General features: G+C 65.4%; 23 protein-coding genes. 5 read left to right on the forward strand and 18 right to left on the reverse strand.

Annotated elements, in window-relative coordinates:
* Position 1: 1 nt before the first annotated feature.
* The 10 genes from sctR to KI243_RS16250 are packed head-to-tail and all read right to left on the reverse strand — an operon-like array spanning position 2 to position 6,849.
* Positions 2 to 658 carry a type III secretion system export apparatus subunit SctR gene (gene sctR / locus KI243_RS16205; RefSeq protein ID WP_017128407.1) on the reverse strand — a complete coding sequence of 219 codons (657 nt, stop codon included), beginning with the start codon at positions 656 to 658 and terminating at the stop codon, positions 2 to 4.
* Positions 655 to 1,707: a type III secretion system cytoplasmic ring protein SctQ gene (gene sctQ, locus KI243_RS16210; protein WP_177131353.1), complete on the reverse strand. Its 1,053-nt coding sequence runs from the start codon at positions 1,705 to 1,707 to the stop codon at positions 655 to 657. Before sctQ ends, sctR begins: the two co-directional genes overlap by 4 nt.
* A complete protein-coding gene (locus tag KI243_RS16215) occupies positions 1,704 to 2,174 on the reverse strand; it encodes a YscO family type III secretion system apparatus protein (protein ID WP_212809311.1) in 471 nt (156 codons plus the stop codon). Before KI243_RS16215 ends, sctQ begins: the two co-directional genes overlap by 4 nt.
* Entirely contained in the window at positions 2,171 to 3,508 is a 1,338-nt protein-coding gene (locus tag KI243_RS16220) for a FliI/YscN family ATPase (protein WP_177119508.1), read from the reverse strand. Before KI243_RS16220 ends, KI243_RS16215 begins: the two co-directional genes overlap by 4 nt.
* On the reverse strand, positions 3,505 to 4,098 hold the full coding sequence (locus KI243_RS16225) for a FliH/SctL family protein (RefSeq protein WP_212809313.1): 594 nt from the start codon (positions 4,096 to 4,098) through the stop codon (positions 3,505 to 3,507). The genes KI243_RS16220 and KI243_RS16225 overlap by 4 nt, the downstream gene beginning before the upstream one ends.
* Positions 4,091 to 4,735, reverse strand: coding sequence for a type III secretion protein (locus KI243_RS16230; protein ID WP_212809316.1), 645 nt, complete (start codon positions 4,733 to 4,735; stop codon positions 4,091 to 4,093). Before KI243_RS16230 ends, KI243_RS16225 begins: the two co-directional genes overlap by 8 nt.
* Positions 4,732 to 5,514 (reverse strand): type III secretion inner membrane ring lipoprotein SctJ, encoded by a 783-nt coding sequence (gene sctJ / locus KI243_RS16235; RefSeq protein WP_177131361.1) that lies wholly within the window; start codon positions 5,512 to 5,514, stop codon positions 4,732 to 4,734. Before sctJ ends, KI243_RS16230 begins: the two co-directional genes overlap by 4 nt.
* A gap of 4 nt (positions 5,515 to 5,518) precedes the next feature.
* Positions 5,519 to 5,983 (reverse strand): hypothetical protein, encoded by a 465-nt coding sequence (locus KI243_RS16240; RefSeq protein WP_212809318.1) that lies wholly within the window; start codon positions 5,981 to 5,983, stop codon positions 5,519 to 5,521.
* Between the two features lie 37 nt (positions 5,984 to 6,020).
* Positions 6,021 to 6,242 (reverse strand): hypothetical protein, encoded by a 222-nt coding sequence (locus KI243_RS16245; RefSeq protein ID WP_017128413.1) that lies wholly within the window; start codon positions 6,240 to 6,242, stop codon positions 6,021 to 6,023.
* 49 nt (positions 6,243 to 6,291) lie between these two features.
* On the reverse strand, positions 6,292 to 6,849 hold the full coding sequence (locus tag KI243_RS16250) for a type III secretion protein (RefSeq protein ID WP_212811214.1): 558 nt from the start codon (positions 6,847 to 6,849) through the stop codon (positions 6,292 to 6,294).
* A 166-nt stretch (positions 6,850 to 7,015) separates the two neighbouring features.
* Here KI243_RS16250 and KI243_RS16255 point away from each other — a divergent pair, with 166 nt between their 5' ends.
* The gene (locus tag KI243_RS16255; RefSeq protein WP_178990560.1) at positions 7,016 to 7,807 is read left to right on the forward strand and encodes a tetratricopeptide repeat protein; all 792 of its coding nucleotides are present in this window, start codon (positions 7,016 to 7,018) and stop codon (positions 7,805 to 7,807) included.
* Between the two features lie 26 nt (positions 7,808 to 7,833).
* On the opposite strand, the gene KI243_RS16260 is transcribed toward KI243_RS16255, so the two are convergent.
* The 8 genes from KI243_RS16260 to KI243_RS16295 all read right to left on the reverse strand — a co-directional run bounded on the left by KI243_RS16260 (position 7,834) and on the right by KI243_RS16295 (position 14,916).
* On the reverse strand, positions 7,834 to 8,247 hold the full coding sequence (locus tag KI243_RS16260) for a hypothetical protein (RefSeq protein WP_212809321.1): 414 nt from the start codon (positions 8,245 to 8,247) through the stop codon (positions 7,834 to 7,836).
* Positions 8,248 to 8,263: 16 nt separating this feature from the next.
* On the reverse strand, positions 8,264 to 9,571 hold the full coding sequence (locus KI243_RS16265; RefSeq protein ID WP_212809323.1) for a type II and III secretion system protein family protein: 1,308 nt from the start codon (positions 9,569 to 9,571) through the stop codon (positions 8,264 to 8,266).
* Positions 9,568 to 11,709, reverse strand: a complete 2,142-nt coding sequence (gene sctV / locus KI243_RS16270) for a type III secretion system export apparatus subunit SctV (protein ID WP_212809325.1) — start codon at positions 11,707 to 11,709, stop codon at positions 9,568 to 9,570. The genes KI243_RS16265 and sctV overlap by 4 nt, the downstream gene beginning before the upstream one ends.
* On the reverse strand, positions 11,706 to 12,041 hold the full coding sequence (locus tag KI243_RS16275; protein WP_017128417.1) for a hypothetical protein: 336 nt from the start codon (positions 12,039 to 12,041) through the stop codon (positions 11,706 to 11,708). The genes sctV and KI243_RS16275 overlap by 4 nt, the downstream gene beginning before the upstream one ends.
* Positions 12,038 to 12,397: a hypothetical protein gene (locus tag KI243_RS16280; protein WP_212809327.1), complete on the reverse strand. Its 360-nt coding sequence runs from the start codon at positions 12,395 to 12,397 to the stop codon at positions 12,038 to 12,040. Before KI243_RS16280 ends, KI243_RS16275 begins: the two co-directional genes overlap by 4 nt.
* Before the next feature lie 28 nt (positions 12,398 to 12,425).
* Entirely contained in the window at positions 12,426 to 13,376 is a 951-nt protein-coding gene (locus KI243_RS16285) for an FHA domain-containing protein (protein WP_212809329.1), read from the reverse strand.
* Positions 13,377 to 13,574: 198 nt separating this feature from the next.
* Positions 13,575 to 13,736, reverse strand: coding sequence for a hypothetical protein (locus tag KI243_RS16290; RefSeq protein ID WP_017128419.1), 162 nt, complete (start codon positions 13,734 to 13,736; stop codon positions 13,575 to 13,577).
* 427 nt (positions 13,737 to 14,163) lie between these two features.
* A complete protein-coding gene (locus tag KI243_RS16295; RefSeq protein ID WP_017128420.1) occupies positions 14,164 to 14,916 on the reverse strand; it encodes a TetR/AcrR family transcriptional regulator in 753 nt (250 codons plus the stop codon).
* A gap of 385 nt (positions 14,917 to 15,301) precedes the next feature.
* Between KI243_RS16295 and KI243_RS16300 the strand changes: the two genes are divergently transcribed.
* Genes KI243_RS16300 through KI243_RS16315 form a run of 4 tightly spaced genes read left to right on the forward strand, consistent with a single transcriptional unit; the run spans position 15,302 to position 19,955 of the window.
* Positions 15,302 to 16,006, forward strand: coding sequence for an ABC transporter ATP-binding protein (locus tag KI243_RS16300; RefSeq protein WP_103032893.1), 705 nt, complete (start codon positions 15,302 to 15,304; stop codon positions 16,004 to 16,006).
* Positions 16,003 to 17,202, forward strand: a complete 1,200-nt coding sequence (locus KI243_RS16305) for an ABC transporter permease (RefSeq protein ID WP_017128423.1) — start codon at positions 16,003 to 16,005, stop codon at positions 17,200 to 17,202. Before KI243_RS16300 ends, KI243_RS16305 begins: the two co-directional genes overlap by 4 nt.
* On the forward strand, positions 17,195 to 18,685 hold the full coding sequence (locus KI243_RS16310; protein WP_177131373.1) for a TolC family protein: 1,491 nt from the start codon (positions 17,195 to 17,197) through the stop codon (positions 18,683 to 18,685). Before KI243_RS16305 ends, KI243_RS16310 begins: the two co-directional genes overlap by 8 nt.
* The gene (locus tag KI243_RS16315; protein WP_017128425.1) at positions 18,675 to 19,955 is read left to right on the forward strand and encodes an HlyD family efflux transporter periplasmic adaptor subunit; all 1,281 of its coding nucleotides are present in this window, start codon (positions 18,675 to 18,677) and stop codon (positions 19,953 to 19,955) included. The genes KI243_RS16310 and KI243_RS16315 overlap by 11 nt, the downstream gene beginning before the upstream one ends.
* Positions 19,956 to 20,043: the final 88 nt, after the last annotated feature.

Raw genomic sequence — 20,043 nt, forward strand, 5'->3', positions numbered from 1 at the left:
GTCAGCTCCCGTAACTGAGGATCAGGCCGTGCATCAAGCGTGACCAACCGCTCAATGCGACGAACAGGAAGATTTTCAGCGGAATCGAGATCAGCGTCGGCGAAACCATCGACATGCCCATGGCCATCAGCACATTGGCCACCAGCAGGTCTACCACCAGGAACGGGATATACAACAGGAAGCCGATCTCGAAGGCGCGGGTCAGCTCGGAGCTGACAAAGGCCGGAATCAGCACCACCAGGTCGTCGTCGCGCAATTGCTCACGGGCCTCCGGCGACCAGATGGTCTCGGTGGCCTGGACGAAGAAACCGCGTTCCTGGACATTGGCGAACCGCGCCAGGTGCGCCTGTAGCGGCGGCCGCAGGGCATCGCCGAGGGCCTTGACGTCCTCGACGTGCTCCAGGTTGATGCTGTGCCCTTCGACCTGGCGGTACATGTCGCCGATCAGCGGCGTGGTGACGTACACCGAGAGAATCAGGGCGATGCCGTACAGCACCAGGTTCGGCGGCGTCTGCTGCACACCGAGGGCGTTGCGGATCAGGAACAGTACCACCGAGATCTTCATGAAGCCGGTCAGGGTCACCACCGCCAGCGGGATCAGCCCGATGGTGGCGACGACCAGGATGATCTCGATCAGATTGGGCTGGTAGCCGGTCATGGCGTGGCAAAACTCAGGACCCGTACGCCCAGGCCGTCGCCGATGCGCACCAGTTGCCCCTGGCCCAGCTTGCGGCCGTTGACCAGCAGTTCGACGCCGTCCTGCAATTGCGGGGTCAGCAACAGCAGGCTGCCGGCACCCAGTTCGCGCAACTGCGCCAGCGACACCTCGACGCTGCCGGCCTGGCACACCAGTTTCAGGGGCAGGTCGTCCAGTTGACTGTCCAGGCTGGCATTGCTGTCGACATCACTCATTGCATTCTCCATGTCAGGGGGCACCGGTTGCGGCGCTTCGATCAAACAGAAATGGCTGCCGTCGCTGCGGCCACGGGCTTGCAGGCGTTCGGCCAGGGTCAGGCGCAACTGGTCGGCCGGGAGGTAGTCGAGCATCACCACGTCGCCCGGACGCAGGCTGCGCAGGTCACTCAGGCTCAAGGGCGCATGGCCGGCTTCGATACGGCCGTCCAGGCGCAGTTGGGGCAGCGGGTCGGCCTGTTTCGCCAGGTGTTCCTCCAGCAGCGAGGCGACCCAATGCGCGGAAATCGGGGTCATTTCCAGGACCACCGGAAAAGCCGGGGCAGCGCCCAGGCGAATGCTGACCGTCAGGCTCACGACAAAATTCGGGTGCTGCGGCAAACGCGAACGCACGGCGACCTGCAGCGTCTTGCGCAGCCGTGCCTCGAGCGGCTCGATCAGTTCCAGCAGGGCCATTTCCGTCAACAGGGTCAGGGCCAGCGGGTCGAGGCTGCTGGTCGGGGCCTGGCCCAGCAGATCGCCGAGCAGGCTGTCGAGGGGCTGGGCCGGCACCAGCAGGCGCAGCGGCTCCTGCCCCAGGGTCAGCAACACTTCCCTGCTGCCTTGCAGGGCGCCGCCGGGGCTGGCCCACTCCACCGCCAGCGCCTGGCCGGCCAGCTCACCGACCCAGGGCCGACGCCGCTGATGCAGGCGATTGTTGAGCTTGACCAGCACCGGGTCGACCGCTTCCAGGCTGTCGACCAGGGGTTTGACCGGACGGGCCTCGGGCCAGGGTCCGGGCTCCTTGCAAGTCATGAACCGGAGCCCACGGCAGGCCGCGCCAGATCCGACTCTTCACGGGTTTCGCGGGTACCGCGCTCGACCCGTTCGCGACGTTCCACCAGGCTCTGCCAGGCCTCGGACTGACGCTGGCGCATCAGGCGCTCGCGCTGGCAGGCATCGCGGTGCAGTTCTTCGACCTGCAGCTTCTGCGACACCTCGCCGACCTGCTCTTCCAGCACCTCCTGGCCCTCGGCCAGATCCTGCAGGCGGGCCTGGGCGGCCTGCCAGCTGGCCACCGACAGGCCACCTTCGAGCGAGGCATAGATCGCTTCGGCTTCGCGGGCGATGGATTCGCGGTGCTCGCGCAAGCGTTCCCTGGCCTGGTCGCGTTCGCTGCCGGTTTCCCGGACCCGTTGCTGCTGGGCCACCAGGGCGGTGGCGGCGCGTTGTTCACGCAGGACCCGAAGGCTCTGCAGACTCTGCAAGGTTTTGGTTTTCATGACAGTACCTGGTGCAGGCGATGAAGGGTTTCGGCCTGACTGCTGGGTTCGTGGGGGCCCTGGCGCAGGAAGTCCTCGATGTCCGCGTGCCGGGCAATCGCTTCATCCGCCAGGGGGTCGCTGCCGCTGGCGTATTCGCCGATGCGGATCAACATTTCGATTTCGGCATGACGGGCCATCAGTTCGCGGACCCGCATCGCCAGGCGACGGTGTTCTTCACTCGCCACCTGCTCCATCAGGCGGCTGCGGCTGCGCAGTACATCCACCGCCGGGAAGTAGTTGCGTTGCGCCAGCTCGGCACTCAGGACAATGTGGCCGTCGAGGATCGAGCGGGCCTCTTCGGCAACCGGGTCGGTGGCTGCATCGCCTTCGGTGAGCACCGTGTACAGCGCCGTGATGCTACCGCGCGGCGCCGGTCCGGCGCGCTCCAGCAGGCGCGGCAAGGTGGAAAAGAACGATGGCGGATAACCCCGGCGGGTCGGCGGTTCGCCCACCGCCAGGCCGATTTCGCGCTGGGCCCGGGCAAAACGGGTCAGGCTGTCCATCAGCAACAGGACATTGCGCCCCTGGTCACGGTGATACTCGGCCAGGGCCGTGGCGACGAACGCCGCGCGGACCCGTTCGGCCGCCGGCCGGTCGGACGTCGCCACCACCGCCACGGTCCGCGCCCGGGCCTTGGCATCGAGTTGCACGTCGAGTAACTCGCGGACCTCGCGACCGCGTTCGCCGATCAGGCCGATCACGATCACATCGGCCTCGCTGTTGCGAATGATGCTGGCCAGCAGCGAGGACTTGCCCACTCCCGGCTCGCCGAAAATGCCGATGCGCTGGCCCTGGGCCAGGGTCAGCAAACCGTCGATCGAGCGCACGCCAAGGAACATCGGCCGCACGATCAGTTGTCGGGTAAACGGCGCAGGCGGCTCGGCGTGCAACGGGTAGGTCTCGAACAGGCCGCCGGGCAACTCGCCCTCGGCATCGAGGAAGTCGCCCATGGGACTGATGACCCGGCCCAGCTGGCCATCGCCGACCACCACGCCGAGGGATTCGCCGGTGGCGGTGATTTCGGTATGGGTCGACAGCCCCTCCATCGAGCCGATCGGCGACAGGATCGCTTCGTCATCGTCGAAACCGATGACTTCCGCCGCCAGGCTGCGGCCGCTGCCGGGATCGCGCAGTCGACACAATTCACCGATGCGCACCCCGGCGACACTGGCCCGCAGCAGCACCCCGCGAATACTGCGGATGGTGCCCTTGACCGGTCGTGGGCGGGCAGCGGACAGGCGCGATTGCAGACGCGGCAACAGGTTGTCGAGGGCCACGCCCGGGCTGCTCATGAGCGGACCTCTTCGGCCTGGGGCAACAGGCCCCGGCGCAAGCCGGCCAGTTGCGCGTCAAGGCCCAGTTCCACCGAGCCGACCGGACTGCTCAGGCGCGCCTGATGGGCCGCCAGTTGCTCATCGGCCTCCACGGTCACGCCCGGCGTCGGCAGCGGGTCGGCCGCCAGGGCCTGGCGCACTCCGTCGAGATGGGCGCGCGGCACGTACAGGGTCAGCGCCTGGTCCTGGCGAAAGGCGCCCATGGCCTTGCGGGTACAGCGCAGGATGCGTTCGCCGGCGTCCATTTCGTCCATCACTTCACGGGCAATGTTCAACGCCAGGTCGGCCAATGCGCTTTCCAACCCGTTGAGGTAGGCATCGACCTGTCGGGCGGTGTCCTGAAGCAGAAGCGCCGCCTGTTGCGCCCCTTCCTGCTCGGCGCTGGCGAAGCCTTCGGCCCGGGCTTCGGCCAGCCACTGCTGGCTGTCGTTGCGGATCGCCAGGGCTTCCTCGCGGGCGGCTTCGAGAAAGGCGAAGCCATCGCGCCAGGCATCGGCTTCGCTGGCTCGCAGGATGCGCCCGCCCGGGCGGCTCGGCAGTTCACTCATCGCGGCTCTCCTTGTCTGGGGCTTCTTCGGCGGACAGCAGTGCGGCCGCGCAGCGCACGATTTCGATATCCCGGCTCAGGCGTGCCTGGTCGAACCGCGGGCTGTCCAGGCGCAGGCTCAACCAGCCCTTGAGCGATTCGGGTTGCAGGTGCAGCCAGGCGGCGACGCAGGTCTGGCCGTCACGCTCGATGGCTGCCACCAGCTCGGCGGGGTCGCGCAGCAGGTCGGCGGCACCGGCCAGGGCCGGCAGGCTCAGGGCCTGGGCGAACACCTCGGCGCCGAGGCGCTGGTGCAATTCGCCGAGCACTTCGCCGCGAATTTCCCGGCGCAGGGTCGCGCCATGCCAGATCGCCCCGCAGAGCCTGGTCAGGCGGGAAAACGCCGGGGGACTCAGGAGCAATACCGGCAGGTCCGCAGGGTCGGGCTCCGGCACTTCGGCCCAGGGCGACAATTCGAAACGCTCGCGCAGCAGGCGCAGCAGCCGGCCCTCGAAGCGCGAGAGGTTGCGCAGGGCCTCCAGTTGCCCGGCCGGAACCGCACCTGAGAAACACTCGGCCAGGCTGTCAGGGCCGATAAAGGTCAGCGGGTGCGCCGTCAATCGCTGCCAGCGTTCGAGCAGATCCGAAGACGAATTCATGGGTTTTCCTTCAGCGGGTACAAGGCGACCGCGCCGCGTTGCTGACGCAGACGCCACAACAGCCCGGCGGCCAGCCCGGCAATCGCCAGCAGCAATCCGCCGAACAGCAGCCAGGCCCAGGCGAGGTTGTCGGCGACGATCCACAGGCCCATGAAACGCGCCAGTGGCGGCTGTCCCTGGCCCTTGCCGGGCACGGCGGCAGCCTTGATCGCGGTTACCGAGACACCGTCATAGCTCAGCCCGGAAATGCCGTTCGCCACCAGGGTCTTGATCTGCGGAATCAGCGGATCGATAGCCACGCCGGGGTCGTAACGCACCAGCACCGAGGCCGATGAAGGGGAAATCACCCGTTTGAGCAGGTCGTTGTCCGGCAGCACCACATGCACCCGGGCCGAAAGAATGCCGTCGATCTGCGACACCGAGTGCGACAGTTCCTCGCTCAGGGCATAGACCATCTGCGCCCGCTCCTGGACCGGCGACGACACCAGGCCGTTGCCCTTGAACACCTCGCCCATGTTGGAGAAGTTCTGCTGCGGCAGGCCGGCGGCATCGAGCAGCGCCATGGCCTGGGCGAAGCGATCCTTGGCCACCACCACGGTGATGCGGCCGTCATCCTGGACCTTGCGGCTGGCCGGGACGCCGTCGCGCAGCAGCACCGCGACCATCGCGTTGGCCTCGCGCTCGCCGAGGTTGCTGTAGAGGTCCATGTCACAGGCCTGAAGCAGGCAGGCGGTGACCAGGACGATGACGAAGCGCGACATGCGCTGGGCTCTGGACATCGGTTTATTGCCCTCGCAACAGGGTATTGGCGGCGCCGGAGATCTGCGTGGCGCCACGAACCACCATTTGGGTTTCGATGGAGTAGTCGAACATCCGGCTGAGGGAGTGCACGACCTGATCCAGGTGCTGGTCGGTGACCTTTTTCGGCGGTTCGGCGCCGCTGGCCGTACTGCCGCTGGCGGCGCTGGGACTGGCGGAACCGGGGCCGGCCACCGGCGGGTTGCTCGCCGGCGGACCGTTGCCCAGGGCATCGGCCCGTTCGGTAAAGGTCCGCGAGCGGTCGATGAAACCGTTCAGGCGCTCCATCAGGTTGCTGCCGATCTGGTGCGGGCTCGCCCCTTCGGGCATGCCGCTCCTGGCGCTGTTGGCCATATGCTCGAACAGGTTCTGCGAAGCCTCGAGGCCACCCTGCCCTCCGGCAGGCGGCGCCGCCGCTGTCGCTGTTGTCGCCGCTAGACTCACTGTCATGGTGTCACCTCAGGTGGGTTGGAGGCCGGAGCCTGGATCATTCGTCGCCGTCGTCGTCCGCCATGGCGTCGTTGAGCAGCTCGTTGAGGCGCGGCATGATGATGAATTGCCCGCCGATCTGGATGGCGCCCTGGACCATGAAGTCGGTGATCTTCTGGTCATCGCTGCTGCTGTCGGCGGCCTTGTCGACCGCCGCGTCGAACTTGCTCTTGGCATCGACTGGAGGGGTGCCGCCGCCTTCGATTGGATTGACTGCCATGATGTATCTCCTTCAAGTGGGATTGCCTGGGGGTTCAGGGATTGCAGGGTCACTCGGTGCTGACCGTGTTGCCACGAAAGACCCGCACGCCTCGCTCCCGGGCCACCACGGGCACGGCGGCGGGACGCTGCAGGTCAAGGTGTTGCTGGATCAGGGCGAGATAGGCCGGGGGCCCAGAGACGAACAGTTCGTCGTCCACCGGCCCGGGGTGCGTCGACAGGTGTTCGCCGAACACATCGAGATCGTCCAGGTAGGCCTGCAGTTGCTCGCGGCCCACGCCACGGGTCTTGAACAGGCGGGTGGCGGTTTCTTCGTCGGTGCTGATAGAGAGCACGTTGCCGTCGAAGAACCAGGTCAGGCCGTTGGCGTCGGTGACCAGGTCGAGAAACTCGCCGGCGGTCCTGGCCCGCACATGGTTGCGGGCCTTGCCGCGGACCTTGTCGGACATCACCACCACAAGGTCGAGGTTGTGCCCGAACTCTTCCAGCGCGCCGCGTACGTCCTGCTCGATCAAGACATAGGCATAGGGCCGGGCGTACCAGGCCGGCTCGTCCGCCGCCCGGGCAAGCCCGCAGGACAAGCTGACCAACAGCACCAGCACGGTCATCAGGAACCGCAGCGAATCAGTCATGGCACGGACTCCCGAAGACGTTTTCCGGCAGCCTGGACATAAAGCAGCCGGGCCGCATTTCAGGGTCGATAAAATGACTTTCGGGTGTCACACTCGCTGTCCAAGCTGTCATGTGTTCCCCCTTGCCTGAGGAGTTCCAGTCTTGCCCAAGCCCTTCCCGTCCGCCCTGTTGCTGTTGAGCAGTCTGTTGCTGGTGTCCTGTGCCGGCGCCCCCGACGGAGCGAGTGGCAGCGACAGCTACCAGCGGTTCATGCGTCTGGCCAACGACGTCAACGGGCGCGGCGATCCGGGCACGGCGGCGGCGCTGTATGAAAAGGCCGCGGCGCAACCGGGGGCCGGTATCGAGGCCTGGCAGAAGCTCGGTCAGGCGCGCCTCGACAGCGGCGACGCCCGGGGTGCCGAACGCGCGTTCCAGCAGGGCCTGGAGCTCAAGCGTGACGACCCCACGGCGCTGCTGGGCCTGGGGACTGCGCAACTGCGCGAAGGCAAGCTCGACCGTGCAGCGGTTTCCCTGACTCAGGCGGCGAGCGAGCTGAACACGCCGCAGGCCTACAACCGGCTGGGTATCGCCCAGGTACTGCGCGGCCAGACCGGCGACGCCCAGGCGGCTTTCAGCAAGAGCCTGGGCCTGGCCCCCACCGATCTGGATACCCAGTGCAACCTGGCCCTGGCTTATGCCCTGGGTGGCAAGGCCGATCAGGCCCTGGGCAGTATTCGTCAGGTCAGCCAGTCGCCCCGGGCGCAGCCCCGGCACCAGCGCAACGAACTGCTGATCCTGGTACTGGCCGGGCATGAGGCGCAGTTGAGCACGCTGGCGCTGGACGATATCGCGCCGGCCGAGCAGCAACGGCTGCTGGTCGAAGCCCGACGCATCAAGGCCATCGCCGATCCAGCCGCCCAGGCGCGGGAACTGGGGTTGGTGGACAGTCACTGATCCGTCCCCCTGGGTTACGCTCTTGCTCATCGAGCGGCCCCCGTGCTGGTCTGAGCTTCCTGCGCCGCTTCGCGGCGTTCCTGCTTCTGCCGGTCCTGTCCGTCGATATAGATCCGTGCCGCCCGGCCTACCGGCGCGGCCATGGTCGGACCGGTGTCGCGGCCCCGGACCAGATCCTGGCGCTGCTCGACCATCTGCAACAGGTTCAGGTTATTGGCGCAGCCCAGGGGCAAGGTCGAGCTCAGGTCCGGCTCGTCGCCCACCACTTCGCGATTGGTCAGTGGCGGTTTCTGGCACTCCACCGGGATCAGCCCGGCGCGCCCGCCGGCATCGCGGGCACTGAGGTAATCCGGGGAATAGGCCACCGGTTCGAGATGGGTCTTGCAGGCGCTCAGCAGCACCAGTGATGTCAGGGCGGAAATCAACGACAGGCTTTTCATGGTCTCGGCTCCCGGATCAGTTCATGTAGAAGCCGAACGCGCCACCGCTGCGCGGTCCGGCGGAGGCCGTGGTGGTACTGCCCGGCATGCCGTCCAGGGGTGTCGCCAGGGTGCGGCCGCGCACCGGTTCCACCAGGTACGGGGTGATCAGGATCACCAGCTCGGTTTCGTTGCGCTGGAAACGCTTGGAACGGAACAGGTTGCCCAGCACTGGCAGTTCGCCAAGCATCGGCAGCTTGTCGACGTTCTGGCTGGTCTCGCGCTGGAACAGGCCGGCGATGGCGAAGGTCTGGCCGCTGCCGACCTCGACCCGGGTATCGGCACGGCGAACCCGGAAGGACGGCACCTGGATCCCGGAAATGGTGACCGGGTTGCTGTCCATCAGGCTGCTGACCTCGGGACGCACCTGCAGGGCGATCCGGCCGTTGGGCAGCAGCGTCGGGTTGAACTGCAGCGACACACCGAACGATTTGTATTCGATCCCCACCAGGTCGCGGCTGACCGGCACCGGCACCGGTACTTCGCCACCGGCGAGGAAGCTGGCGGTCTGGCCGGTCATGGCGGTGATATTCGGTTCGGCGAGGATTTCCAGGATGCCGTTGCTTTGCAGGGCTTCGAGCATCGCGTCGATGTTCACGTTGCCGGAGTTCAGGCCGGCGCTGATCACGTTGCTCGAACCGGCTACCGCATTGGCCGCCAGCGAGCCGCCGGTAATCAGGCCGAAGGAAAAGGTGCCGTTGTTGAACAGTGCATTCCAGTTGACCCCGTAGCTCAGCAGTTCGGAGCGCGAGACCTCGGCGAAACGCACGCGGATATTGACCTGGGCCGAGCCCGGATAGGTGGCGCCGTTGACGCTGCTCTGGAAACTCTGCCCGTGGGGATCGAGCAAGGCGTTCAGGTCGGCGGCCTCGGCAACGCTGCCGACACTGCCCTGGGCCAGCATCCGGTTGCCGCTGCCGCTGATCCGCGCGCTACTGGCGGGGTGCAGCTCGCGCAAGGGTTGCGCGACGGCCTGGCTGCCGGCGCTGATCGCCAGGTTCAGCGACGCCAGTTCCTTGCCGGCGCCGTCCAGGGTGATCAGGCTGGTCTGGCCGATGGCCTTGCCGAATACGTAGATCTGCCCGGGCGACACCACCTGTACGTTGGCTACCGCCGGGTCGGCGACCATCACCGAATCCACCGGCGCGCTGAAATGCAGGATGCGCCCTTCCCCGGCCGCCAGGTCGAGGTTGCCACGGCTGCCCGTGGCGATGTCCTGTGCCGCTTGCAGGCCGGGGGCAAGCAGGATCAGAAGGAGAAACCAGAGCTGGGGGAATCGTCTCATGAAGCGTTCGCCAAAGAAGTGACCGAGGCGCCGGCGGTGGTCCGGCGATAAGCGGCATCGGGCAGGCCGAGGGTGACCAGGGCCTGCAGGTTGTATTCGGTGGTCAGTTCGCGGAACGACAGCACCGGCAGTTCGACTTCCGCCCGTTGAACCAGGCGGCGCATGCCCCGGCGCAGGTCGGCGTGGACCAGCAAAACCGTGCGGTTGTTGGCCGGGAGCTTGTCGCAGGCCTGGCGCAACTGGCTGATCAGCGCACGATTGACCTCTTCCGGCACCAGTTCCCGCGCCGGCTCCGGCCGTCGCAGGGCGGCGCGCAGCTGTTCTTCCAGCTGCGGCGAGAGGACAAAGGCACTGATGACCCGGTTGCGGTCGGCGTACTGGTGACAGATCTGCCGGGCCAGGGCCGCGCGCATGTGCTCGCCCAGCCGGGCGGCGTCGTTTTCACGGGCGCCCCACTCCACCATGGCTTCCATCAGCGCCCGCTGGTTGCGGATCGAGACACCTTCGGCGACCACGTGGCGCAGGGTTTCGGCCATGCGCTGCAACGGCACCACGCGCAAGGCCTCCTTGACCAGTTCGCCGTAGCCGGACTCCAGGCGCCCGAGCAGTTGGCGGGTTTCCTGGATGCCGAGGAAATCCCCGGCATAACGCCGCAGGCTGCGTTCGAGTACCGCGCGCAGGATTTCGTCGGGAAACAGGAAAGCGCTGCCGGAGCTGCGCAGGCTCTCTTCGTGGCTCGCTTCGACCCACTGCGCCGGACGCTGGGACAGCGGCGAATCGGCTTCCAGGCCGGGAATTTCCAGGAGGTTCAGGTGGACCGAATCGTCCTGTAGCAGCAAGCGCCCGGCGGGAATCGCGCCCTCGCTGACCGGGACGCCTTCGAATTCGATGCGGAAGTGCTCGGCGCCCAAGGCTCTGTCGACATACACCCCGGGGAGCGGGATCTCCACGCCCAGGTCGGCGCGAATCTCATGGCACAGGGCTTCGATCTTCTGGCGCAACGAATGCAGCGACGAGACTTCGGCCAGGGCCGATCCCAGCACCAGCAGGACGCGGCTGTCGGGCACCGCTTCAGGCACGGGCTCCAGTGACGTTTCGACGTGTTCCTCGCTGATGGTTTCGACCGGTTCCTCGACCGGCTGGGCAGCTCCCGCGCGTTCACGGCGATGCAGGCCGAACACCACGCCGCCGATGATCAGCGCCAGGCCGATAAAGATCGCCGAGGGGAAGCCCGGCAACAGGCTGACCCCGGCCAGGATCAACGCGGTCAGGATCAGCGCCCGCTGGCTGGCGCCCAGTTGCCGGAGAATCTCGGTGCCGAGGTCGCCCTGCACGCCATCGCTGTTGACCCGGGTCACCACGGTGCCGGCGGCTACGGAGATCAACAGCGCCGGGATCTGCGCGATCAGGCCGTCGCCCACGGTCAGCAAGGAATAGGTGTGCACGGCGCTGGCGAAGCTCATGCCGCGTTCGAGCATGCCGATGAGCATCCCGCCCAGCAGGTTGACCAGGAGGATCACCAGGCCGGCAATGGCATCGCCCTTGACGAATTTCATCGCGCCGTCCATCGCGCCGAACATCTGGCTTTCCCGCTCCAGCCGCGAGCGCCGGCGGCGTGCCTCGGCCTGGTCGATATCGCCGTTGCGCAGGTCGTTGTCGATGCTCATCTGCTTGCCGGGCATCGCGTCCAGGGTAAAACGCGCCGCCACCTCGGCCACCCGTTCGGCGCCCTTGGTGATGACGACAAACTGCGCCACGGTGATGATCAGGAACACCACCAGGCCGACCACCACTTGCCCGGCGATCACGAAGTCGCCGAAAGCCTTGACGATATGCCCGGCGTTGCCGTCCAGCAGGATCAGGCGCGTGGTGGTGATCGACAGCGACAGGCGGAACAGCGTGCTGAGCAGGATCAGCGGCGGCAGCGCGGAAAATTCCACCGAATGGGAAATGTAGAACGCGACGATCAGGATCAGGATGCTCAGGGCGATGTTCAGCGCGATCAGCATGTCCACCATGTAAGTGGGCAGCGGGATGATCATCATCACAATGGCCATCAGCATGAACGCGACAATGATCACGTCGCTGCGCTGGGAAGCGCGCCGGGCCAGGTTGTTGAGTTGCTGGCTGAAGTTCATTGTTCGGCCCTCCGCGCCGCCAGGTAACGTTTGAAACACAGGCGCGCATCGTCTTCGTTGCCGACCACCCAGAGCGCCCGGCTGCGCAGCAGCAATTCGCCGCGGGACTCGCCTTCGAGATCGCGCAGACGGTCCAGCGCCGCCAGGGCCCGCACGCCATCGCCGCTGTCGGTGAAGGCCATGGCCAGATTGCGCAGCAATTCGCTGTCACCCGGTGTGACCTGCACCGCGATCAGCAGCATCACCAGGGCACGCTGGGTCTGGCCGTTGCGCCGGTACAACTCGCCCATGCTCTTGAGCAGCGCGGCCAGGTCTTCGTCTTCACGGCTCATGACACCTGCACCTCGGCGCGCTGTTGTTCGAGTTGCTGGCGGGTTTCGATTTCCTCGCGGATAAAGTCCTCGGCCATCTCCCGCACCTGCGGTTCGAAATCCAGGGCCGGGAGAATCTGTTCGAGCACCCGTTCGAGAATTTCCAGCGAGCGACCGTTGCCGAACAGCTCGGGGCTGACGCTCGCCGCCGCGTCCGCTTCGCTGGTCTGCCCGCGCAGCGCCTGGCGGGCACGCACCTCGCGCTTGCGCAGGACCGCTTCGAAGCTCGCCGCCTGCCGCGGGCTGACCGCGTTGACGCTCTGGATCGGGGCGGTTTTGTCGGTCAGTGGCACTGACGGACGATCGACAACTCTCATCGTTCACGCTTCCTTCGGGTGGCGCAGGTCATAAGGTGAAGGTGAAGCGTTCTTCGCCACGGGCGAGGACAACCTCGTTGTTTTCAATCCGCTCGATCACCCAGTTGTCCGCCAGCGCCGCACCGGGATAGAGGCGTTTTCCGGAATCGTTGACCACATAGGGATTGGCGCCGAACCAGACGGCCTGGAAACGCACCCGCGGTGTCGCCACGCTGTCGCGCACGCTGACGTTCTGGTGCAGGACGAAGGTACGGCCATAACGGCTGTCGAAGCCCTTCTGTAATGCGAGCCATTGCGCTTTCTGCGAGGCGTCATACGATCCCTGGACCAGCAACTGCTCATCCTTGAGCTGCACGGTGATACCGTTCAGGCGGGCTGCGCGCAGGCCGTTGTCGAGATAACCCCTGGCCTCGGCCAGGGTCGCCGTGGGCTGGCCGGCGGCGAGAGCCACGGGATCGACCACGCTGATCGAATCGACAACGGGTTGCGGCTCGTTGCGCAGGGCAAAGGCCGTGGTGGCGCACGCCGCCAGGAAGCCCAGGGCGGCCCAGCGCCAGCCGCTGCCCCCGCCCCTGCCCCTGGTCGCCGCGCCGGCAATCGGTGCGCGTGCAGTCGGCGCCGGCAGGGGCTCGCCATCGACGGCCAGCCGCAACTCGACGGTTTCAAGGAGGATTCGCAGCGGCAGTCGCGTACGATGGCCATTGCCGCGGGGGACCGTCACGCTGCGGGCGCTATCGCCGATGACCTTTATGTCACCGCCCAGAGCCTCGATGGCGACATGGACACCGTCGAAACGCAGGCGCAGATGCTCGGCGGCAATCCCCGTATCGCGCAGGATCAGGTCGGCCGGCACGGCGCAGCCGATCAGGTAGGTCGGTGCTTCCAGGACCAGCGATACCCCCTGATGCACCCCTTGGGTGATGCTCAGAAGCGGCAAACCGCTGGCAGCGCTCGAAGGTCGGGATATCAGGGCTGTCATGACTGGACTTACCACCATCAACTCCGCCAACCGCAGCGGGCCATGTAGCGAATGCACCGATCAGAAACAGTGAACCGTCTGCGGTCGACCTGAGGTCGGCGCCGAGGACCATTCACATGAGATAAGGTGTAAGTTAAGTACTGTTGTGACTGTTGCTTTGAACAGGCGAGCGGCGCCGGGCGCCGCTCGCGAGCCAACTCAGTTGGACGGACGCTGTTTGGTGGCGTCGAGTTCTGCTTTTTTGGCAGTGGACAATTCAGTGATCTTTGCAGACTTCTCGATTGCCATATCGAAAGTTGCTTGCATCTTGGCGATTGCTGCGTCTGCGTTGCCGGAGCTTACTGGTGGGACGTCGCTCATTTGATATCTCCTAGTCTCGATCAGAAGTTCTTCAGCTGCACGATTGCAAACTGAAAGCTATGCAAACTGCCGGTAATCACGAACGAGGATGGCCTTCTCCTGAACCTGGCCCCGTTGGTCTGCATGCGTTGCATACTACTCAGGTGAAATTGCCAGCGGCTGTGAAAGCTTGTGAAAACTTGTGGGAAGCCAATACTTCACAGACAACTAGTGGCAGCGCACAAGTGCATATCCGGATATGCAACCGGCGCGACTACTCATTATCGGAAATAATCATTCGAGGCAGGACTGATTTGCAGCGGAGGGAATAAACCGGCAAGCGCCGGTTTAAAAAGACTTGTTTGATGTCAATCCACACATTCCGGCTTTTGTGACACAGCCAACAAAACTGTTGGCTGTGTCATCGGTTTTGCCGGAAAGCGGTTAGTTACTTGATCGCCAACTTTGCATTCGCCTGGTTATTGCCCTGGCGAATCTCGTGCTGGGTTTCCAGTACCCGCTCCAGGGCACTGGCGGCCTTGTGATCCTGCATCGGCGCATGAATCGCGGCCGACACCAGACTGATCAGCTTGGCCATGACTTCAGCATCGGTGGCCGGCCTGCCGAGGCTCATCGCCTGCATCAGGAAACGCAGCTCGGTCCCGGCGATCACCCCGGAGATGGCCTTGAGGGCAAATTGCAGGCGCACCCCCACTTCATTGCGCGGCATATCCGGCAAGGCCAGGGCGAAGGCATTGAAGAAGCGCTCGAACACCGGCTGGTAATGTTCCTTCAGGTATTCCTGGATAAACGGCGACGTGTCGCTGTAGACCCGCCCGAGGAAACGCACGAAGGACCGGCCTTCCTCGCCGGAACCGGCGCGCTCCAGGCCCATGGCCGGGGCGAACAGCACGCCGAGCAGGGTTTCGCAGTCCAGCGGGCCGTCGCTCTGCTCCTCGCATTTGGCGAGCAGTTCCAGGCGCTGTTCGTTGAGGGGACCCAGGCGTTGCATCAGCAGTGCGGTCATCAGGGAGTCCTTGTCCCCGAAGTGGTAGTTCACGGCGGCCAGGTTGACCTGGGCTCGTTCGGTGATCTGGCGCAAGAGCACGGCGTCATAGCCGTACTTGGTAAACAGTGCCTCCGTGGCATCCAGCAAGCGAGTCTTGGTGACATTGGGAGCGCTGAGTTTCTTTGCGACCATAAGTGAGGAGCCTTTGCGAGAAGAAATCTGACCGAACGAACAGCGTTTTAAAAATAAATTTGATTTTTTATACCTGCGAAAGCCGCTGAAAGCAAGCCTCTCAAGGCGGTGTCACCCTCGCGCAAGCTAGTTGAAGACTCACGATTTTTCCGATCGGGGGCGAGGCGAATATGTTTCTTCTTGTCACAAGATCGCCGGCAAAACTCTGCGTATTCCCTGCGCTAGACGGCTGGCGTAGGATAGGGATCACGGTTACTATTCAAACAATTTTTTTAAAATAAGAAAACAAAACCTGTGCCTACCCCTGCCCCGCAACACGCCTGGATGCCTGAAGCGCACCAGGGTCGTGGCCGGATCATGGACGAGCCTGCCGGCGCTATCAGCGATGACTGAATCGATTGTTCACAAAGGTTTCATTTCCCTGCAAGGCATCGGCAAGAGCTATCGCCTCGCCGAGCAACCGCTGACCATTCTCAAGGATGTCTCGCTGTCCATCGAGGTCGGCGAAAGCTGCGCCATCCTCGGGGCCTCTGGCTCCGGTAAAAGCACCCTGCTCAATATCCTCGGCCTGCTCGACCTGCCCAACAGCGGTCACTACCATTTCGCCGGACACGATATCTTCAAGGCCAGCCCGGACCAGCTGGCGGCCATCCGCAACCAGCAGATCGGCTTCGTGTTCCAGAGCTTCAACCTGCTGCCACGCCTGGACGCCCTCGATAACGTCGCCCTGCCCTTGAGCTATCGCGGCGTACCCCGGGGCGAATCACTGGAAAGGGCGCGCAAGATGCTTGCCCAGGTCGGCCTCGGCGACCGTGCCCACCACCGTCCCGCCGATCTCTCCGGCGGCCAGCGCCAGCGGGTCGCCATTGCCCGGGCGCTGGTCGGCGAACCCTCGGTGATCCTCGCCGACGAACCCACCGGCAACCTCGACAGCAGTACCGCCCGGGAGATCATGGACCTGCTGCTGGAGCTCAATCGTGTCCGCCAGGTGACGCTGATCATCGTCACCCACGACCCACATATCGCCGAACGCCTGCACCGCCAGATCCGGGTCCACAACGGTGTGGTGCATGAGGCCTGCCCGGCATGAACCTGCGGGTCGAGCAGAGTGCCAGCCAGCTGCTGCACGAAGCCTTTGTCAGCCTGCGGACCCTGGGCAAGCGTTCGATGCTGGCGTTGCTGGGCATCGTCATCGGCAGTTCGTCGGTGGTCGCGCTGATCAATATCGGCCACAACGCCGCGCAGGAAGCCGCGGCGATCTTCAAGGACATGGGCACCGACACCATGACGGTGCAGTTCCCCGGCGACGCCACGGTCCGTGAACCGATGCCGGCGACCCTCGACACCGCGCGCCTGCAGGCGCTGCTGCCGGCGGTGCTGTACCTGGCGCCGATCGCGATCTCCAGCGGCCCGGTGCTGTTCCAGGGCCGCAACACCAATGCCAGCTGGGTCGGCAGTACCGAGCAGTTGGCCGGGGCCATGCGCCTGAAGCTGCGCGAAGGCCGCTTTATCTCCGACTTCGACCAGGGCGAAACCTATGTGGTGGTCGGCGACAAGGTCGCCCGTGCCCTGGGCAGCGCCGCCGCGCCATTGCGTCCCGGCGACCGCATCCGCATCAACGACTACCTGTTCCAGGTGATCGGCATCCTGCAGAGCCAGCCGCCGGCGATCCTGATTCCGGTACAGACCGATGACTCGCTCTTCGTGCCGCTGACCGGCATGCGCCGGATCACCGCCTCGCCGCAGATCAGCAGCGTGATCGCCCGGGCCGCGCCCGACCAGGACATGGAAACCGTCGCCCGGGACCTGACCCAGGCGCTGAAAAGCAGCCTGCGTGGACGTGAAGTCGAAGTGCAGATACCGCAACAGATGATCGATGGCATGACCCGGCAGAGCCGCACCTTCGGTTACCTGTTGCTGGCCCTGGGGGGGATTTCGCTGGTGGGAGGGGGTGTGGGGGTGATGAATGTCATGTTGATGAACGTTTCCGAACGTCGCCGCGAGATCGGTATCCGCATGGCCCTGGGCGCCCGGCGCCGGGATATCCGGAACCTGTTCCTGCTCGAAGCCGTGACCCTGACGGCGGTGGGCGCGGTGTCCGGCGCGGTGCTGGGGGTGAGTGCCGCGTACCTGTATGCACGGATGTCCGACTGGCAGTTCTCGCTGTCCGCCGCCTCGCTGCCCCTGGGGGTTGGCAGTACCCTGCTGGTGGGATTGTTCTTCGGCCTCTACCCCGCCATCTCCGCCTCGCGCCTGCAACCGGTGGAGGCCCTGCGCGATGAATAGACCGCAGCCATGGATGGCCACCCTGCTTTGCCTGCTCAGTTGCCAGTTCGCCGCCGCCGGCGAACTGGTCGGCCGCCCCTCGGCGCCGACCCTGCGCAATGAGCAGCCGCGCAGCGTGCTGCTGAGCGAACAGATGACCAACCTGACCCTGGGCGATGCGGTCTACCTGGGCCTGCGCAACAACCGGGGTATCCGCAGCGCCTATCTGCAGCGGGTCGCGCAGAAGTTCGACCTGCGGGTCTCCGAGGATGCCTTCAACCCCAAGCTGCTGCTCGCCAGCGAATACCGGGTGAACAAGGGTTCCCAGGACAACACGCGCAATGCCTCCCTGGCACCGACCACCAGCCTGCTGGGCGAGTACGGGACCCGCCTGAGCATGGCCTGGACCCAGCAGTTGAGCAATGCCGATGTCGCCGGGCGCTACCGCAGCGACGGCCTCAACCTGGCGATCATCCAGCCGTTGCTGCGTGGCGCGGGCTGGGACGTGACCACCGCCCCGCTCCGCCTGGCGCGCATCTCGGAGCAGGTCAACCGGCTCAACCTCAAGACCAACGTGGCCCAGACCATCAGCGATATCATCACCGCCTACCGGGAAATGCTCCGGTCCCAGGAACAACTGACCATTACCCAGGAAGCCCTCAAGCGCGCCAATGCCCTGCTCGAGGTGAACAAGGCGCTGATCGCGGCCGGACGCATGGCCGAGTTCGAAATCGTCCAGACCGAAGCCGATATCGCCTCCCAGGAACTGGGGGTGGAGGAAGCCCGCAACCAGGTGGACATCAATCGCCTGACGCTGCTGCGCCTGCTCGCCCTGGACCTGTCGACACCGATCCGGGCCACCGAGGCGCTGGAAGCCTCGCGGGTCAATATCGACAAGCGCGATGCCCTGCGGGTGGCCCAGGTCCAGCAGCCGGAGTACCTGGCCACCCTGCTCGGCAGCCAGCAGGCCGACCTCAATCTGGTGATCGCCAAGGACCAGGGCCGTTGGGACGTCTCGCTGGTGGCCGGTGCCAACCAGATCCGCGACCGCTTTGACAACGACACCAGCAACGGCGGTTCGCGGCGCTGGGACAGTTATGCCGGGGTCCAGGTACAGATTCCCATCGGCGACCTCAGCACCCGCCAGGCCGAAGTGCATGCGCGGGTCGATGTGGAGAACCAGGAAATCATCCTCGCCGATGCCCGCCAGGCCCTGGAACGCAGCGTCAGCGACGTGGTGCGCGACCTCGGCACCCGCTGGCGCCAGTACGAGATCGCCCAGCGCGCCGAGGAACTGTCCAGGCGCAAGCTGGACATCGAGCGGGAAAAACTCAGTGCCGGACGGTCGAGCAACTTCCAGGTGCTGAGCTACGAGGGCGATTTGCGCAACGCCGAGAACGCCCGCCTCAATGCGCTGATCGCTTATCTGAACGCCCAGACCCAACTGGATCTGACCCTGGGCATGACTCTGGAGAGCTGGGACATTGCACTCAATGACTACTGACAAGCAGGTCCGGCGCAAGCGCTGGTTGCAAGGCGCCGGGCTGCTGCTCGTGCTGGCGGTGGCCGGGGTCGTCGTGACCACCTTGCGCGCGCCGGCCGCCGACCAGCCCAAGGATGGCCGCTGGATCGCGGTGCAGGCTTCGCCGCTGGTGCACCAGATCGGCCTGGTGGGCAAGATCGAGCCGCAGAAGACCATCACCCTGACCGCGCCGTTCGAGGGCAATGTGCGTGCCGTCCTGGTGGAACAGGGGCAACGGGTGGACGCCGGGCAGAGCCTGCTGCAGATGGACCCGGGACTGCTGGAAATCCAGCTGCGCGATGCCCTTTCGGCCCAGCTCAAGGCCCGGCGCGCGGTGCAGGAACTGCAGGATTGGAGCAACGGCCAGCAGGTGGCCCGGGCCCGGCGTTCGCTGCGGACCTCGCAGATGGCGGTGAGCAATTCGGAACGCAAGCTGCGCGAAAGCCAGAACCTGTTCCAGCGCGGCATCATCCCGCGCAACGAACTCGACGACCTGCAACAGCAGTTGCAGACCCAGCGCCTCGACCTGGTGGCCGCCGAGGGCGATCTGCAGCAGGCGCTGGACCAGGGCAAGGGCGAATACCGACAGATCGCCGATATGGAACTGACCAATGCCACGGTGAAATACGAGGCGTTGCAGAAGCTCCTCGAAGGCAAGAACGTGCTCGCGCCGTTTGCCGGCATCGTCGTGCCGCCACCGGGTGCCAACAGTACGCAGAACTCCACCGCCAACAACGCCGGACCGGTCCAGGCCGGCAGCCGGGTCAGCCAGGGGCAGGTGCTGTTCGGCCTGGCGAATATCGAACAGCTGAAGATCGTCAGCAAGGTCTCGGAACTGGACATCAACCAGTTGCACCAGGGCCAGAGCGTGGAGATCCTCGGTGACGGTTTCGATGGCGAACGGCTCAACGGTTCGGTCGATATCGTCAGCAGCCTGGCCCTGCCCAACGACTCGCCGGGGGGCAGCGCGCAGTTCCCGGTGACCCTGTCGGTGCCCAAGCTGACCCGCGAGCAATTGCAGCGGGTGCGCCTGGGAATGAGTGCGCGCCTGACCATCATCACCTACCGCAACGACCAGGCGATCATCCTCCCGGCGGCGGCGATCCAGCGCACCGACAAGGGGCTGCTGGTGGATTATCGCGAGGCGGTGGACCAGCCGGTCAAGCGCCTGCCGATCACCACCGGACAGGCGACCCAGGAAGGTGTCGAGGTGTTTGGCCTGCAGCCGGGGTTTGTGCGGCTGGTGGAGTGAGTCGAAGCCGGCAGTAAAGGGCTGGCAGGTCCTGCCTCTTCGCGGGCAAGCCCGCTCCCACGGGGGCTTGTCGAACACACACGCCTTT

The organism is Pseudomonas sp. Ost2, assembly GCF_018326065.1.
Classification (GTDB): Bacteria; Pseudomonadota; Gammaproteobacteria; order Pseudomonadales; family Pseudomonadaceae; genus Aquipseudomonas; species Aquipseudomonas gingeri.